General features: G+C 51.4%; 11 protein-coding genes. 4 read left to right on the top strand and 7 right to left on the bottom strand.

The features are described from left to right. Positions 1 to 157 precede the first annotated feature (157 nt). Positions 158 to 1210 (top strand): tRNA dihydrouridine(20/20a) synthase DusA, encoded by a 1053-nt coding sequence (gene dusA, locus ABD892_RS15865; RefSeq protein WP_345196883.1) that lies wholly within the window; start codon positions 158 to 160, stop codon positions 1208 to 1210. Beyond that, complete coding sequence (locus ABD892_RS15860; RefSeq protein ID WP_345196882.1) at positions 1195 to 1551, top strand: hypothetical protein; 357 nt, start codon at positions 1195 to 1197, stop codon at positions 1549 to 1551. The genes dusA and ABD892_RS15860 overlap by 16 nt, the downstream gene beginning before the upstream one ends. A 76-nt stretch (positions 1552 to 1627) precedes the next feature. Here ABD892_RS15860 and recD read toward each other — a convergent pair whose 3' ends face one another. The 6 genes from recD to queC all read right to left on the bottom strand — a co-directional run bounded on the left by recD (position 1628) and on the right by queC (position 12831). Then, positions 1628 to 3625 (bottom strand): exodeoxyribonuclease V subunit alpha, encoded by a 1998-nt coding sequence (gene recD, locus ABD892_RS15855; RefSeq protein WP_345196881.1) that lies wholly within the window; start codon positions 3623 to 3625, stop codon positions 1628 to 1630. Next, positions 3619 to 7281, bottom strand: coding sequence for an exodeoxyribonuclease V subunit beta (recB, locus tag ABD892_RS15850; protein ID WP_345196879.1), 3663 nt, complete (start codon positions 7279 to 7281; stop codon positions 3619 to 3621). The genes recD and recB overlap by 7 nt, the downstream gene beginning before the upstream one ends. Next, on the bottom strand, positions 7281 to 10580 hold the full coding sequence (gene recC, locus ABD892_RS15845; RefSeq protein ID WP_345196878.1) for an exodeoxyribonuclease V subunit gamma: 3300 nt from the start codon (positions 10578 to 10580) through the stop codon (positions 7281 to 7283). The genes recB and recC overlap by 1 nt, the downstream gene beginning before the upstream one ends. A gap of 75 nt (positions 10581 to 10655) precedes the next feature. After that, positions 10656 to 11396, bottom strand: a complete 741-nt coding sequence (locus ABD892_RS15840) for a substrate-binding periplasmic protein (protein WP_345196877.1) — start codon at positions 11394 to 11396, stop codon at positions 10656 to 10658. Between the two features lie 119 nt (positions 11397 to 11515). Further along, positions 11516 to 12172 carry a 7-carboxy-7-deazaguanine synthase gene (gene queE, locus ABD892_RS15835; protein WP_345196876.1) on the bottom strand — a complete coding sequence of 219 codons (657 nt, stop codon included), beginning with the start codon at positions 12170 to 12172 and terminating at the stop codon, positions 11516 to 11518. Continuing rightward, entirely contained in the window at positions 12172 to 12831 is a 660-nt protein-coding gene (queC, locus tag ABD892_RS15830) for a 7-cyano-7-deazaguanine synthase QueC (protein WP_345196874.1), read from the bottom strand. The genes queE and queC overlap by 1 nt, the downstream gene beginning before the upstream one ends. Positions 12832 to 13055: 224 nt before the next feature. Between queC and ABD892_RS15825 the strand changes: the two genes are divergently transcribed. Beyond that, a complete protein-coding gene (locus ABD892_RS15825) occupies positions 13056 to 13613 on the top strand; it encodes a thioredoxin family protein (RefSeq protein WP_345196873.1) in 558 nt (185 codons plus the stop codon). Positions 13614 to 13650: 37 nt separating this feature from the next. Here the strand turns inward: ABD892_RS15825 and ABD892_RS15820 are convergent, their stop codons facing one another. Further along, positions 13651 to 14148 (bottom strand): DUF2165 family protein, encoded by a 498-nt coding sequence (locus ABD892_RS15820; RefSeq protein ID WP_345196872.1) that lies wholly within the window; start codon positions 14146 to 14148, stop codon positions 13651 to 13653. A gap of 327 nt (positions 14149 to 14475) precedes the next feature. Here ABD892_RS15820 and ABD892_RS15815 point away from each other — a divergent pair, with 327 nt between their 5' ends. After that, positions 14476 to 15744: a lipopolysaccharide biosynthesis protein gene (locus ABD892_RS15815; RefSeq protein WP_345196871.1), complete on the top strand. Its 1269-nt coding sequence runs from the start codon at positions 14476 to 14478 to the stop codon at positions 15742 to 15744. Positions 15745 to 15857 lie beyond the last annotated feature (113 nt).

Raw genomic sequence — 15857 nt, 5'->3', positions numbered from 1 at the left:
GTTTTGTGCAAAAACTGTACTCTGTTGCCAAAAGTACGGCCAGCTTGCTCACATTCCCAAGGTTAAGCGGGATTTAAGGAATCTGCCAGTTGTATAGGTTCCAGCGGCAGTAGACGATATAATCAACGGTTTTTTAGCTGTAACCTCAAATCGCCGGATGACTGTGAAAGCGCATAACGAACCTTCCCGACTGTTTTCTGTAGCACCCATGATGGACTGGACGGACCGTCATTGCCGCTATTTTCTCAGGCAGATTTCCCGGTCGGCCCTGCTGTATACCGAGATGGTGACAACCGGTGCGTTAATCCATGGCGATAGACATCGTTTTCTGGCTTTTAATCCGGAAGAGCACCCCGTTGCCCTGCAGTTGGGCGGGAATGATCCGAAAGAACTGACGGAATGTGCGCACTATGCTGAGCAATGGGGGTACAATGAAGTTAACCTGAATGTCGGTTGCCCCAGTGATCGTGTGCAAAATGGCCGGATTGGCGCTTGCCTAATGGCCGAACCGGAAACCGTTGCAGCCTGTGTCAAGGCGATGCGTGATAGAGTAGATATTCCGGTCACAGTGAAACACCGTATCGGCATCAATGGCCGGGATTCCTGGGATGCACTGGTGGATTTCGTCGGGCAGGTGGCGGAAGCCGGTTGTAAAACCTTTATCGTCCATGCCCGTATTGCGATCCTTGAGGGTTTGAGTCCTAAAGAAAACCGCGATATTCCGCCGCTGCGATATGATGTTGTCTATCGCCTCAAGGAAACCTTCCCAGATCTGGAAATTATTCTGAATGGTGGCGTTAAAACCATCGCTGAAACCGAAGCGCATTTACAGCATGTAGATGGTGTGATGGTGGGGCGGGAAGCTTACCAGAATCCCTGGTTGCTGGCCGACGTTGACAATATTATTTATGGCCAAGAAGAAAACGAATCTGACATTGTATTGACCCGCCATGCTGTGATGGAAGCCATATTGCCTTATATTGAGCAGTGCCTGGCTAATGGCAGTCACCTCAACCATATCACCCGTCATGTCTTAGGTCTGTTTAATGGACAGCCGGGTGCTCGTCGGTTCCGGCGACACCTCAGCGAAAATGGGTATAGAGTAGGCGCTGGTATTGACGTGATTCGTGACGCATTGGCGCTGGTACCTGATATCCTGCCGTCAGCACAGATTCAGGACGAAACCCCAACAGCATGCTTGAGAAACTGAGTCTCCTCGCGATCCGATTAACGCCGTGGAAACCACTGTTGTTTCTGGCGCTTTTCGGATCGTTATTGGCTGTTTGCATTGCGTTGTTCCAGTCAGTCTTACTGGAATCCAGCCCGATGTTTATGTTCGGGTTGGTGGGTATTTTGTGGTCGCTGACCGGCTTCATGTTAATCGCCAGTTTCCAAAAAATTCCTGAGAAACCTGAGAGCTGTCCCCGTTTTTTTCGACGGCAGCTATTGAGAATCAAGCGATTTGGTTATGGGTTGTTGGCATTGTTTTTCTTGCTGACGACACTGGGCGTTCTTGTAACAACCTTTCGTTTGATCAGACTCTATCTCTGAAACGTTGTGAATTAATGCGTTATGTGTCTTCAAAGGCCACCTTGCTGTAGGGCAGGAAGGCCTTTTTTACTGACTATCAGAGCGTGGCCAGACGTGCAGCGAGGCCCGAATCCCGCACTGTCGCACGGCAGATGGCCTGTTCCAGTATTGGCTGGCAGGCGAAGAGATCCAGTTGTTTCTTGGCCCGGGTAATACCGGTATAAACCAGTTCCCGGGTTAATACCGGCCCCGCCTGATCCGGAAGTACTATGACCGTATGATCAAATTCCGATCCCTGGCTTTTGTGTATGGTCATGGCAAATACCGTTTCATGCTCAGGCAGGCGACTTGGCAGGAAGGTTCGAATAGAACGATCCGGCATTTCAAAGGCAACCCGTAAGCGTCCGACGCCGTCAGGCAGGGTGATACCAATATCGCCGTTGTACAGGCCGAGGCTGTGGTCATTGCGTGTAATCAAGATCGGACGACCGGCATACCATGGCGCATCCGTTCTGATCAGTCCTGCAGAGGCCAGCGTTTGACTGATTGCCAGATTCAAACCTGCAACACCATAACGACCCTCACGCACGGCACATAACACTCTGAACTGGTTAAAAGCAGCAATAATGGTTTCAGGTGAACCTTGTTGCACGATTTCGTTCAAGTACGCGCGATACCCTTCAAGCGCGAGCGTCATCAGGTAGGGATAGTCTTTTTCACCCTGGGTATGGAGTGTGATATCGGAGTAGTTGCTATTCGTTAACGCGTTAACCTGTAGAGGGTTGCCACTGTTAACGGCACTGGCCAATTGTCCAATACCTGAGTGTGCATCGAATCGGTAGCTTTTACGTAGTAAACACAGGCTGTCACGTAAACTCGAACCATTGGCCTGCTGAAACGGCGAAAGATCAAAGCCGGTTAGCTGTTGTAACTGCTCACATTGATCGGGACTGTAACCTTCACTCGCAAAACTACAAATATCGCCAAGTACACTGCCTGCCTCAACGGACGACAATTGATCTCTGTCCCCCAGCAAAATCAGGCGGGCATGATCAGGCAAAGCTTCCAGTAGTCGCGCCATCAGAGGCAGATCGACCATGGACGCTTCATCGACCACCAGAATATCAAGGTGCAATCGGTTTTGGCGGTTATGTTTGAAACCGGGTTGGTTGGGAATTACCCCCAGTAGCCGGTGGAGTGTACTCGCCATGGTCGGAATGCTGTTTTGAACCGCTTCACTGCAATTGAGCTGGCTGCGGGCATTACCGATGGATTCTGTCAGACGCGCAGCAGCCTTACCTGTCGGTGCAACCAGTCGTATATCTGGCACTTTCCCCTGGGCGATACCTTGTTCTACCAGCAGGGCAAGCAGACGAGTCACCGTTGTTGTTTTGCCTGTACCGGGGCCACCACTGATGACTGTAAACCGTCGCATGGCCGCAACCGCTGCAGCGACCTTCTGCCAGTTGAGACAGGTTGATTCAGGAATTAAGTGATCCAGAGTCTGCCAATGATCGGCCTGGATGGCAGCAGCCACGGCCTCCCAGTCAATCTGTTCCGGCTTTTCGATATCCAGCCATTTGATGAGCTGTGGGCGGATATCGTCGGCAACAAGGGAGGTGAGTTGCTTTCGGATAAATGGATAACTTCGGGTAAATAGCCTTGAGAGCGTTTCATGCATACCCGATAGGTTAACCGGTGTGTTTTGGCTGTTGGCCAGCCAGTCACTGACGGCTTTTTCATATAGCCAGTAGCGTCGAAGATAAAGGCGGTTATCCTGCAGTACCAGCGGTGACGCTGAGCTGCCGTCGGTAATCAGCGGAATGGCTTTTAGCGTGTCTAACCAGGCATCTGGTGCAACCCCCGATTTTTCGATTAATTGACGGCTTTCAGCGTCTTTGCACCCAAACAAGTGGGTGATATCCAGGCTATCCAGCTTGAGGCAGACATTGCCATGGCCCAGCTGATGGCTGACCAGTGCGCCAACCAGTGTCAGGAGATCATGGTCGTATAATGATGTGAGAAACCGTGCAAACTGGTAATCCAGAGTCCGAATATTTCCCGTGTCGACCAATCCCGATAATGCTTTCAGCATGTCTGATCTCCTCTGGGGGCAACGCCCTTGCTGAACAGCTCATCGAGCGGTGAAATTAACGACAGTGAAGGTCGACAGTGATAGACACCGTTCCTGCTGGTGTCGCCGGATTTCATCCCTCGCAGGAACAGATAAAAGACACCTCCCATATGCTTTTCGTAATCATAATCAGGCAGACGGGTGGACAGCAGCCGGTGCAGGGCGAGGGTATAAAGCTGGTACTGGAAATCATAGCGATGTTCGATCATGGCGTGACGCATGGCATCCTGTGAATATTCAGAAGCGGTATAACCTAAATGATTGGATTTGTAGTCGAGCACGTAGTAACGGCCCTCGTGCTCGAACACCAGGTCAATAAATCCCTTGAGCATGCCTTGGACCTGCTGGAAATCGAGCAGTCCTGCGTCAGCCGATAGCGGGTCACCGTTACGGATAATGCGGTTGATGGCAGGCGCATCAATCCTGGCCATGGGCAGGAAAAAGGCCATTTCAACACGACGCCTGTCATCGGTGATGCCACGCAGTTTCAGGCCCGTATCATTAAGTGGGCAATCCAGTACATCGTGAACCAGTTGTTCCGCAACGGGTTGCCAGACTTCATCGTATCCGCCCAGTAACAGCTGTTCCCGAATAAACTGCTGGTGGTCAGCGCCGCTGGCGGCCGGGAACGATATCTGCTCAAACAGACCATGCAGGAACGTACCCGCCTGTGCACCCCGGGGAAAAGTGAAAATGGACCGTTCATCAGGAACGGTGGCTGGTTCAGCACCTTCGGTATCCGGGTTGTCTGTACTGGCATCAATATCCAGTCCGGCTGCTTCCATACTGGCGTCAGGGGTATCCATTTTGACTGGCGCAACATGTGTGCTGTGCTGGGAGAGTGCAGAATAACTGGTTACCCACCAGTTACGCTCTATGTGGCCATCAAACGCTAGGCTGTTCAGTTCAGACATATCATCACTGGCAGGTTGGTAGAGAGTCAGTTGCTCGCTCGGGGGAGGAGACACGGAAATATTGGGATTGCCGCTTTTCAGAGCTTCCAGCTTTTCTTTCAGCAGGGTGAGTCCGCCGGTTTCTGTTCCCTGAAGGAGGTAGCCGATCGCCATGCGGTGTAAATCCGATGCATTACCTCTGCCGCCTTTACTGACCGGTGCCAGCCCGATATAGCAGGTATGTACCGGACGGGTCAGTGCAACATAAAGCAGGCGGAGATCTTCTGCCAGACGCTCATTGTCGGCTTTTTTCAATGCATCCGGATTGTTGGTCAGATCGAGAATGGCCTGTTGGGTGTCATCATGGTAAAAGGCCTGGTCCTGCTCCCGCCAGGTACAGATGAAGGGCAGAAACACCACGTTGTATTCAAGCCCCTTGGACTTATGGATAGTGACAATCTGTACGAGATTACGGTCGCTTTCCAGGTGTTGCTGTTGCTCTTCTGCGCGATGATTCGGTTCAACCCGATGGTCAGATAACCAGCGCAACAGCGCATGCGGATTATTCACTTCCTGGCTGGCTGCAGCCAGTAGTTCACCAATGTGCAGAAAATCCGTCAGTCGACGTTCACCCAGTGGTGAGGCCAGCAGCTGTTCTGCAATCTGGCGGCGTACCAGTAACTGCCTGAGCATGGCCAGTACGCCTTGTTTCTGCCAGAGCTGTCGATAGTTTGAGAATTCATCGACAGCTTGTTCCCAGGCGCGTTCGTCATGATTCAGCTGATCCAGTTGTTCTGCATTAAGGTTGAATAATGGGCAGGCCAGTGCAGCACGTAGGGTACGGTCATCGGTCGGGCTAAGGCAGGCTGCAAGGATAAGCTGCAGATCGGCGGCTTCTGTCGTGGCAAATACACTGTCGCCGCCGCTCAGGTAAACACTGTCAATATTTTGTTGTGCCAGTGCCTCACGAATCATTCTGCCCTGAGTACCGGTTCGAACCAGAATGGCAATATCGCCGGGCGACAGCGGTTGCTGGTTTTCCGTGGAACAGATACCGCATTGCCCCTGTTGGGCGGCTGTCAGCAAATGATTGATTTGGGTTGCAGTGGCAAAGGCCATGGCTTCTTCGTAGGTGCCTTTGTTGACTACCTTTCCACTGCTCTCATCCAGCCAGAACTCGAGAGCCGGTGCTTGTTGGCCGTACGTCTGTAATGCTTTTCGGTCAGCTTGTGGTGAAGGATTTACGGGGAGGAAAGGAATGTCCTCGTCGTAGATAAAGGGTGCGCTGGCCTGTTCGAATATATGATTCACGGCAGACACCATGGCGCTGGTGGACCGCCAGTTGGTGCCCAGGGTGTAATGATGCGCCACACTGTGGCGAGCACCGATGTAGGTGAAAATGTCGGCGCCGCGGAACGCGTAAATAGCCTGCTTGGGGTCGCCAATCATGAAGAGGCCACTGTGCCGTGTTGCCCCCTCTCCGGTGGGAGTCTCAGGATAGATATGACCGAATATCTGGTACTGCAGAGGGTCGGTATCCTGGAACTCGTCAATCATGGCCACCGGGTACTGCTCGTTAAGTCGTTGAGCCAGCTCCCGGTTGCCTGAATCATTCAGTGCCGCTGCAAGCCGGGTGAGCAGGTCATCAAACGACATGGCGCGGTGCACCGACTTGTGGGCGAGCAGGCGCTCCCTGACATTGCCCAGTGCTTCTGCCAGCAGCGCATCCCTGAAATCCGGGATATTGTCCAGCAGATCGCAACAGGCGACGAACACCGCATGTTCTGGTGGAGTACCCTTGGTAGTCTTTTCCTTCAGGGTATCCTGTCGGAATTTTTCCAACGCATCAGGAATAGCAAGTGACTGTGTGGGCGTAGCGGTCCAGGTTGACACTGCGTCAAGCCAGCGGGGCAGGTTTCTGGAAGAATAACTGCGCTTATCGACACCGGACTGCTTGATGATGTCAGCAAGTTCACCTACTGCTTCCAGCCATTTCTGTTTGAAAGCAGTGATGGCGTTAATGGCTTCATCGTGGCGTTCCTGCAGCCGATCGGCGCTGCCTGCTTTGACGGTCAAGCCATGGCTGGAAAGCCAGGGACGTATGGCTGCCAGTAGGTCGGCAGGCGTATTCCAGTAGCTTTTTAGCGTGGCGGATAGCGCGGCATTTGCCGGATAAAATCGATGTCGCCAGTAGTCGGCCACAGCTTGATGTAACAGGTCAGATTCGTCGGTGACCAGTTCGCAATTGAACAGCGTGCCGCTTTCAAAGGCATGCTGTTTCAACATGCGTTGGCAGAAGCCATGAATAGTGAAGATAGCCGCTTCATCCATTTGTCGTTCTGCCAGTAATAAGCGTTCGGCCTGCGTTGTGTGATTGGGTGAAGCGTCCAGCAGAGCCTGCGTAAAGGGATCGCTTGCATGGTCAGACAGAAAGGCCTGTCGGGCATCATGAATCCGGGCGCGAATACGATCCCGTAGCTCGGCGGTGGCAGCTTCGGTGAAGGTTACCACCAGGATTTTGTCGACCGTCAGCGGTTGTTCGTGTGCGGTGGTGTCATCCCCATGCCCCAGCAACAAGCGCAGGTACAGACTGGCGATGGTGTAGGTTTTACCGGTGCCGGCGCTGGCTTCAATTAACCGACGGCCAAACAAGGGGAATGTCAGAGCATCCAGAGCGACCGGAGCGGGTGACTGACGACGGTTATCTGTCGTGGGTGTAGCCATCAGTCAATCTCCAGAGCGTTGTAGGCTGGCAGGATCAATATTTTTGCGAGGCCTGTCATGCTTTTAAATACGGCATCATTCAGTGCAGGGTAAATCCGTTGGATATAGCGGTCTTCTGATTCACCAGTAAGCCTGAAACCACCGTAATAGGTGGTATGCGCTTTATCTCTCGCTTTATCTGAGAATTCGGGATTTATGATGGCGCCATCATCAACCATTGTTTCCAGCCATGCCCAGGTGGTTGCTGGAAACAAGGGTTGCGGTTCATTTAGCCCAGAGAGATAGCAGATAATCAGGGCTTCCAGATGTTGTTTGGCTTCATCGGCAGCGATTGCCACGATTTTTCCTTGTTTATCTGTGCCAAATATTGCCGTGTCGGCAGGTGTCTCTGCGCAGGCGCAATAGCAGAGATGCTCTATCCAATAACGCAGGTAGTCTTTGGGCTTGAGCTTGGCTGGCCGGAAACGGATCAGGCCATTACGGGTACATTGCTTCAGCCATCCCGTCAGCTGTACTCCTGAATTCAGGGTAAGGTTGATCTCAAGGTCATCTGCGAGTTCGCCCAACGGGTCTGTCAGCGAGTCGCCAAGGTTTTTCAGGGATTCTTTCTGCTCATCCAGTGTTAACTGGCCAAAATGGCCATGGGGTAATGCGCCACTGGCACGGCAGTGAGACTCGCTTTGCCGGGTGTTGCCGCTGTCGAGCCAGTCCTTCAGTAGTGATTCCCGTAACTGGTAGGATTCCAGTGGATTCAGGCTGAACGGTTCGTCACTTTCGAGCCTGTCGTCCAGCTCATTGAACCAGACCTTGAGTCGATGGTTGCAGAAGTACTGGCACGGATTGCGATAAAAGCGCAACAGCTCAGTCAGCTCAATGGTTGCTGGTGCAGGCTCAGCGGGCAGGGGAGCGGTATGGAAAGGCTGGGTGGATTCTCCTTCGCCTTTTGCGGCCGGCAGCCATTCCCGGGCGAAACTGAACAATGCCTTGTGGTCAGAAGAGGCTGATGGTTTGAAATAATCCTGGCTGAACGGTTGGAGCGGATGTTCAGTGATCAACCAATGTGCGATGCTGTCGTCGGGTCGTTCTTTGAGAGTGAAAGCCTGCTCGCAGTAATTCAGCAATTCTGTGACCAGTACAGAAGGAATGCGCTCACTGTTATCGGTAATGCTACGCCCCACATAGCTGATATAGAAACGATCACCGGCGGATAGCAGGGCTTCAAGGAACAGGTAGCGGTCATCATCGCGGCGGGAACGGTCACCCCGGCGTGGATGGCGTGCGATCAGGTCAAATCCGGCTGGTGCGATGCTGCGTGGATATACTCCGTCATTCATGCCCAGCAGGCAGACGACCTTGAAGGGGATGGAACGCATGGGCATCAGGGTGCAGAAATTGACCTGGCCGGCCAGGAAACGCTGACTACCCTTTTCGCTGTCCAGTTTTGCTGCCAGGTAATCCACCAGAATGTCACGACTGAGCGCATCACTGTAGTCGGCATCCAGCAGTTGCTGACGCAGGTTTTCGAGACTGGTGCGGATCAGCTGGAGTGGACGTTCATCCTCCATATCTGGCGCAAAGAATTGATCCAGCAGGCTGTTGAGGGTTTGTATCCAGTCATCCACTGGCCGTGGACGCTCAATGTCCCCAGCCAAATGGCGGATGCTTTCGATATAGTCGGCCAGCTGGCCGCATAGGGCGGCGTCCAGCCCCTGGATTGACTCATAGGGCAGGATATCGGCATAGAGTCCGTCGGACTCCGGCATGGCATAGCCCAGCAACATACGCTGTAGTCCGAACAGCCAGGTGTTTTCGTGCCGATCAGGCAGGGTCAGCCCGGTCTGGTGCTGGGTGTCGAGCCCCCAGCGGATGCCTGATTCCTCAACCCAATGGCGCAGGGTTTCATATCCCTTGGTATCCAGGCTGAAACGGCGCATGACGGCCGGTGTTTCCAGAATTTCCATCAACTCTGGTGCTGAGCAGCGACTCTGGTTGAGGGTCAGGAGCTGCATCAAGGCATTCAACAATGGGTGTTCGGCTTTGGCGCTTCGGTCTGAGAGCGCCCATGGGATATAGCGTTCGCCGGGAGCGCTGCCAAACACAGCCTGAATGAACGGACTGTACCGGTCAATATCGGGCACCATGACGACGATATCGCGCGGTGTCAGTGTTGGGTCGGATTGGAACAATGCCAGTAGCTGGTCATGCAATACCTCAACTTCTCGAAGAGCGCTGTAGCAAGCATGAACCATAAACGAACGGTCGTCCGGATCAATAGATGTGACAGGCGCTGTGCACTGGATTTGTTCGCCCCGGTCCCGGAGGTTCAGAATGTCGGCCTGCAGAGTGTGTAGCAGGGTGTGGTCATCGGGCTCAGCGAAGGCGTCAATTTCGGTCGCTGGCAGTTCCTGTAACTGGTAGAGGTAGTCACGCCCCAGTTTGCCCATTGAGGCCAGCAGGGGATTGGTGAAAGTGTCGCAGTTTTCGGGTGTCATACCGTCCCGGTTGAAGCGCTGGGCATTAAGGCGTGCCAGGTACTTCGGGTCACGAATGTCGCCCCAGAAGTATTGGCAGGGATTGGTCACCATCAGGTGGACATCGCAATGCTGGCCCAGTGCTACGAGGGCTTCGACATAATGGGGGGGGAGTGCGGATATACCAAACACAAAGACCCGGTCAGGCAGGCCTGCGGGTTTTTGATCAGCCTGTTGCAGGGTTTGTATGAATTCGTGGTAAAGATTGGCCCGGTGCCAGGCCGGCTGTCCCAAGGCTTCCGTCTTTTCTACCAGGGATCGCCATAATGCGGGTTGCCAGGGTTGGACGTCGGTGATCGATGTAAGATCGTTTCCCTGTTCCCAGGCGCTGATCCAGTCTGGGCGATAAACCAGGTATTGGTCATAAATATCGGCAATCTTTTCTGCCAGCTGGTAGCGGCGAAGCCCCGATTCGTCATCGCGCAGGTACTGCTTGAGTGGTGCGAAGTCAGGCTGGTTCAGATGCTCTGGCAGCAATGTGATGATTTTCCAGGCCATGGCTTCTTTATTGAATGCCGAACGTTTGGGAATACCTTCCAGCACCTGGGTGAACATCTTCCAGATAAAGGAGGCTGGCAGTGGAAACTCTATACCGGCGGCGATGCCCAGTGACGAAGCTAACTCCAGGCGTAGCCATTGGGCCATGCCGGGGCTCTGGACCAGTATCTGCTCATCGGTAAAGGGATCCGCTAAAGGTTTGCGGCGGATGCTGTCGACCAGTAATTCCTTGAGGATATCGAGCTGGTTGGATTGGTAGACGGTGAACACGGAGGCTCCGGGAAATCATCGGTGAATGTGGCCATTCTCCGGCAAGGTTTACATGGCTGCAAGCCTGCGAGCGGGTTAACGCCAGATGCGCAGCAAACGCTGGATTTCCCCTTCCGTCATCAGTTGCTGGAGGATTCGGTCGACCAGTTTACCGGAGGCTTCTTTCTGGGCGCTGAACATCATGGAAACCGGGACACAGTTGATCGTGGGACCGGTTTCAATGGTGTCCTGATAATAGTGGTTGATCAGGTAGCGAGCCTGGGTTTCGCCAGCAATGGCAACATCATATCGACGTTTGACCAGCATATCGAAGACCTGTAGCTCATTTCTGAGGTTAATGCGCGTAATCAGTCCTGTCCTGAAATAGTCATCGAGTTCCTGGTAGCTGTAATCGCGGACGGTGCCGACAACCTGCCCATAGAGGTCGCGAGGGTGGTACACCGGTTGACTTTGATCTTTTCTGAACAGCAGCACGTTACAGTGTTCTGCAAAAGGGCGGGTGAAATAGACGCTCTGTTTTTCTTGATGCCACTGTTCGGACGTCCAGGGCACCAGATCAAGCTCACCCTTGTCGATTTTTTTCAGTTGCCGGTTTCTGGGGTAGTAATGGGGTTCGAAGCTGATATCGGCCCGGGAGCGAATCAGTTCCAGCAATTCACGGACAATGCCATCCTGGTTCTCCATGGCGGAGTAATAGGGGAGGTGATTGTCGGGTAGCAGGGCAACCCGAAGGATCCTGTCTTCGATCCTTGCCTGGGCAAAATTCGTGACAATACCCAGAACCAGCATGAGTAGTATGACTGCGCGGACTGACATTATTGTTGTTATATCTCGCCATGAATACGCCGGATGCACAGCATCAATGCTAACGACACTTTGGCTGGATAACAATGGCCTGATTACGCTGATTTTGCGTTATCAGGCCAGACAGGCTGTCAGGCGATATTGATGACTTTATGACTTTGCAGATTGAGTCGCCATTGAGGATGGGCCAGACAATAGGCAATCGTTTCTGCGGTCACCGCGTCCCGATAGAGATGTGTATTACTGTTACTATGCGGATCGGCAACGGGGGTCAGGTAATAGTACTGTGCTCGAATGTGGGCAAAGCGCTCTGGCATGGCATCCTGTTGTGGGTAGACCAGCTTGAGTTCATCACACTCGTTAATCACTACGTCTGCTTTACCTTTGGGGCTCACGCAGATCCAGGCAATACCTTTCGGAGGGACAAGGGTACCGTTGGTTTCCAGTGCGATTTCAATTCCCCGTTCATGCATGGCGTCGACCAGTGACTGATCCAGTTGCAGCAATGGTTCGCCACCGGTGCAGACAACGAAAGGGGGAGCTTCCAACCCTTCCGGCCAGTATGAGAGCAGTGTTTCAACGAGTTGTTCTGTGGTGTCAAAGCGGCCACCGCCCGGCCCGTCAGTGCCGCGGAAATCGGTGTCGCAGAAATTGCAGATGGCGCTGGCCCGATGCTTTTCCAGCCCGCTCCAGAGGTTGCAGCCGCTGAACCGGCAGAATATGGCAGGTCGACCGGTATGGGCGCCTTCACCCTGCAGGGTATAAAAGATTTCCTTGACGCTGTACATCAGTGTACTTCGTAAGCCAGTGGATCTGTTTGCTCCTGTGCCTCGAAGGCTTTGAGGCGGGAGTAGCAGGCGCCGCAGAGACCACAGGCCTGCTCGCGTCCGTTGTAGCAGGTCCAGGTCTGGCTGTAGTCCAGTCCCATGGCCAGTCCGTCCTTGAGAATGTCACCCTTGCTGGCATTAAGGTAAGGGGCAATAATTTCAACCGGGTTCCAGTCGGCGATTTTGGTGACTTCATTGACCGCATGGACAAACTCCGGGCGACAATCCGGGTACACGGCGGAATCATCATGGTGTGCGCCGTAAAATACTGCGCCCGCGTGAAGGGAAATGGCGTAACCGGTTGCCAGGGACAGCAGGATCATGTTCCTGTTCGGCACGACGGTTGATTTCATGTTTTCTACAGAATATTCCCCTTCGGGAATGGCTATGTCTGACGTCAGGGGTGACCCTTGCAACAGCTGGTTGATCGCGGTGATATCGACGATTTTATGGCTGATCTGCAGTTGTTCGCAGACGGCTTTGGCGAAATCCAGTTCTTTTTTATGGCGCTGTCCGTAGTCAAAGGAGAGGGCGTGGACTGCATACCCCTCCCGTAAGGCCTTGTGAAGGACGGTAAAGGAATCCATCCCGCCGGAATAGATAACGACTGCTTTTTTCATGACGCTTGTGCCTTGCCATAACGAATGTCGATAGCGGCGGGTTGAAACGCGCTAACGACCAGTAAAACCAAACCCGCGATTTTAGCAGAATCGCGCTGTGAATCATGCCGGAAATGGAGTTCAACAACTGTTATTGCCGAGAATGAGCATCTTTTTTCAGTGGTCTTCAACGAAGTGATCTGCTCTATAGTGTTTTATGGAAACCTGAAAAGTGGAGGACTGGCATGGCGTTGACAGAATCCGGAATGATGCCTCTGGGCAAAAAAGCGCCTGCATTTGAGCTGCCAGATACGGTATCAGGACGAACCTTATCATTGGCTGATATCAAAGGTAAAAAAGGGACTCTGGTGATGTTCATCTGTAATCACTGTCCCTTTGTTAAACATTTATACCCGGCGTTGGCGCGACTGGGGCAGGACTATCGTGGGTCAGGGATTAGTATTGCGGCGATCAGCGCCAATGATATCAATCAATACCCGGAAGACAGTCCTGAACAGATGAAGGCCATAGCGGAATCCCTGGGTCTTGTGTTCCCTTACCTCTATGATGAATCACAGGCCGTTGCCAAAGCCTATGGTGCGACGTGTACACCGGATTTTTTCCTGTTCGACCGTTCGCTTGCCTGCGTCTACCGGGGACAATTTGATGATTCTCGTCCCTCAAACAACAAGCCGGTTACGGGTGCAGATTTACGCGGTGCCATGGATGCGCTGGTGAATAAGGAGCAGATCAGCATGGTTCAGAAACCCAGTATCGGCTGTGGTATCAAATGGAAAGCCTGATAAAGGTTGGAAATTCCAAAAAATGGTTGCTCTATGGCTATTGCTGGTTAATCCAAATCAATGATGCCAGCAGGAACGTGCTGATCGTATAGGCTTTCATCAGCCCGTTCCATTCATTTGCCCACATGGCAAACCATTCCCCCCCGATAACGCAGAAGCCCAGATACCAAAGCGCCAGAGCCAGGCAGGCGCCAGCGTTGTAGAGCATTTTCGCCAGCTCAAATCTTTTTTGAGAGAAAAGGCTGATGAACAGGATTATGGCGCCAGACAGGCAGAGTAGTCCCGCCAATACCTCTGTGGCAATAATCGAATAATAAGCTACAAGGTGCACGCTGGATGAGTGGATGGCTCGTGCGTCAATCAACACCTGCGAAAAGAAAGGCTTCATTGTATCCATAGTTAGAACATGGCGGACAAAATGATAATTTGAGTCAAAATCCAGCAGGTTGCTGATGCCTGCCAGTAATGCATACAGGCCAAAGGAAAGGGCGACTGTCGATTTCGTCAATAAGGCGATTTTACGGCTTGGCAGCATGGCTTTTACTCACAGAAAATGCAGTGGGCCATGAAGCTTAGTCTGAGAAACTCGGTGTTGGGTTTCCGTTACCTGACAATCAAGAGTGCTACTTTACTGCCGCCTGCTGGGCTATGGCTGTCAGTTTTTGAATTATTGTCTATCACTTAATTAATAGATTTCGTTTTTTTTAGCGTAGAGCGCGATAGCAGCATCTGTTCAGGGTGTCCGGGTGTCGAAGAGAACTGTCTATCAGAGACCACAGGATCGCAACCAGACCGATGCTGTTTCGGCATATGCATGAGCCGACGGGCGGTAGCGTACCTGATATTTTTCAGGTTCATGTGTTTGAAACTTATTCGACTTGTAAAGCCCGTAGCGATGACTGCCGGTGGTACGGTGGCAGGGCAGCTTATTATGTTGCTTGCTCTACCTTTAATTGCAATGGGGTACGAGCCTGAACACGTTGGAGAATACAATTTTCTTTTCTCGTCAGGATATTTGCTAGCATGCTTGCTTTGCTTCAGGCTTGAGCTGGGAATTCTTAAGGAACGAGAGGAAGATGCACTCTTAGCGTATCGCATTTGTAATCGAATCGCTTTAATGAGTTTGCTGTTTCTATTTTGCTTGATGTTGCTATTTTCACAGCGAACCCGTAGCGATTTTCTTTATATTCTGTTTTTAGGTGCATTCTGGCACTTGGTGGCCATTGGTCATTACTTGAGCGTTCGGCGCCGTTATTTGACGTTGTCAATTATAAGAATAGTCCCCCCCCTGCTTTTTATTATTATGTTGGCGTATTCGGTTTTTTTTGAGATCCATATTCCTATTTTCGATTTGCATACGATAAGTTGGGGGTTATTTGTTGTTTTTTTTTGTTTTTTTATCTTAATTGATGGAGGCTGGAATGATGGCGGTATCAATTACGCTCTTTGTCGATCGTATTTTCAAAAACATAGAATGTTGTTTTTTTATCAGTTGCCTGCTGATTTGTTATGTGATATCTCAAGGTTTGTAATACCTTTATTGATACCATTCTTTTATGGCAATCATGCAGCTGGTCTTTATATGATCGCAAGTAAATTGCTTTTTTTTCCGTTGACGCTTCTTTCAACAAGTTTGGGTGTTGTATTTCGACGTGAGGCGATAGCTGTATTTAATAAAAAGGTGCAATTTTTAGTGATTTTTCGGAGTGTATTGGTGTTGTTGTTTGTTGTAATGATGCTGTATGTCGCTGGGAGCTACTTTTTTGTCAGGTCGGTCATTCAGTTGTTATTTTCGGAGGTATGGAGTGATGCGATTGATATTGCCATGGCACTGATTCCCTCTGTGGCAATGAGTATAATGTATGAAACCCTTTCGCATGTATTCTTTATCCTTAATCGTCAACACTATCATTTGATGGTGTATGGAACTATTTTTCTACTTGTTATATTGATTGTTATCGCTTCTAACTATTTTGGAATTGTTTTTTTAGATAGCCTTTATCTCATTTCATGGTCAATTTTCATTATACAATTGATCGGCGTCGTCTTCTGTTGTCGCTGTGTGAATACTCATGTTAAAGCGTATGGGGAAAATGACCTGGATGTTTTGCCGATTCAAACCGAAAAATAGTAATTTATGACTTTTTTAACCCATAAAAATTAACCTGATTACCACCTAACATAAGCCATTCTCCCGTCTAAACTTACGACACTGGTTTTCCTTGGGTTAGGAGACGTGTCATG

Origin of the sequence: Kistimonas scapharcae (assembly GCF_039540975.1) — a bacterium.
GTDB lineage: Bacteria > Pseudomonadota > Gammaproteobacteria > Pseudomonadales > Endozoicomonadaceae > Kistimonas > Kistimonas scapharcae.
The sequence above is the reverse complement of the archived record's forward strand: the minus strand, read 5'-3'. Positions and strand labels throughout refer to the sequence as shown.

What these genes read in the sequence shown, in the direction of transcription:
- recD (WP_345196881.1), bottom strand. Translation starts at nt 3,625, where the DNA reads ATGCTGAAAGCATTATCGGGATTGGTCGACACGGGAAATATTCGGACT.
- ABD892_RS15860 (WP_345196882.1), top strand. Translation starts at nt 1,195, where the DNA reads ATGCTTGAGAAACTGAGTCTCCTCGCGATCCGATTAACGCCGTGGAAA.
- recB (WP_345196879.1), bottom strand. Translation starts at nt 7,281, where the DNA reads ATGGCTACACCCACGACAGATAACCGTCGTCAGTCACCCGCTCCGGTC.
- ABD892_RS15820 (WP_345196872.1), bottom strand. Translation starts at nt 14,148, where the DNA reads ATGCTGCCAAGCCGTAAAATCGCCTTATTGACGAAATCGACAGTCGCC.
- queC (WP_345196874.1), bottom strand. Translation starts at nt 12,831, where the DNA reads ATGAAAAAAGCAGTCGTTATCTATTCCGGCGGGATGGATTCCTTTACC.
- queE (WP_345196876.1), bottom strand. Translation starts at nt 12,172, where the DNA reads ATGTACAGCGTCAAGGAAATCTTTTATACCCTGCAGGGTGAAGGCGCC.
- dusA (WP_345196883.1), top strand. Translation starts at nt 158, where the DNA reads ATGACTGTGAAAGCGCATAACGAACCTTCCCGACTGTTTTCTGTAGCA.
- ABD892_RS15825 (WP_345196873.1), top strand. Translation starts at nt 13,056, where the DNA reads ATGGCGTTGACAGAATCCGGAATGATGCCTCTGGGCAAAAAAGCGCCT.
- ABD892_RS15840 (WP_345196877.1), bottom strand. Translation starts at nt 11,396, where the DNA reads ATGTCAGTCCGCGCAGTCATACTACTCATGCTGGTTCTGGGTATTGTC.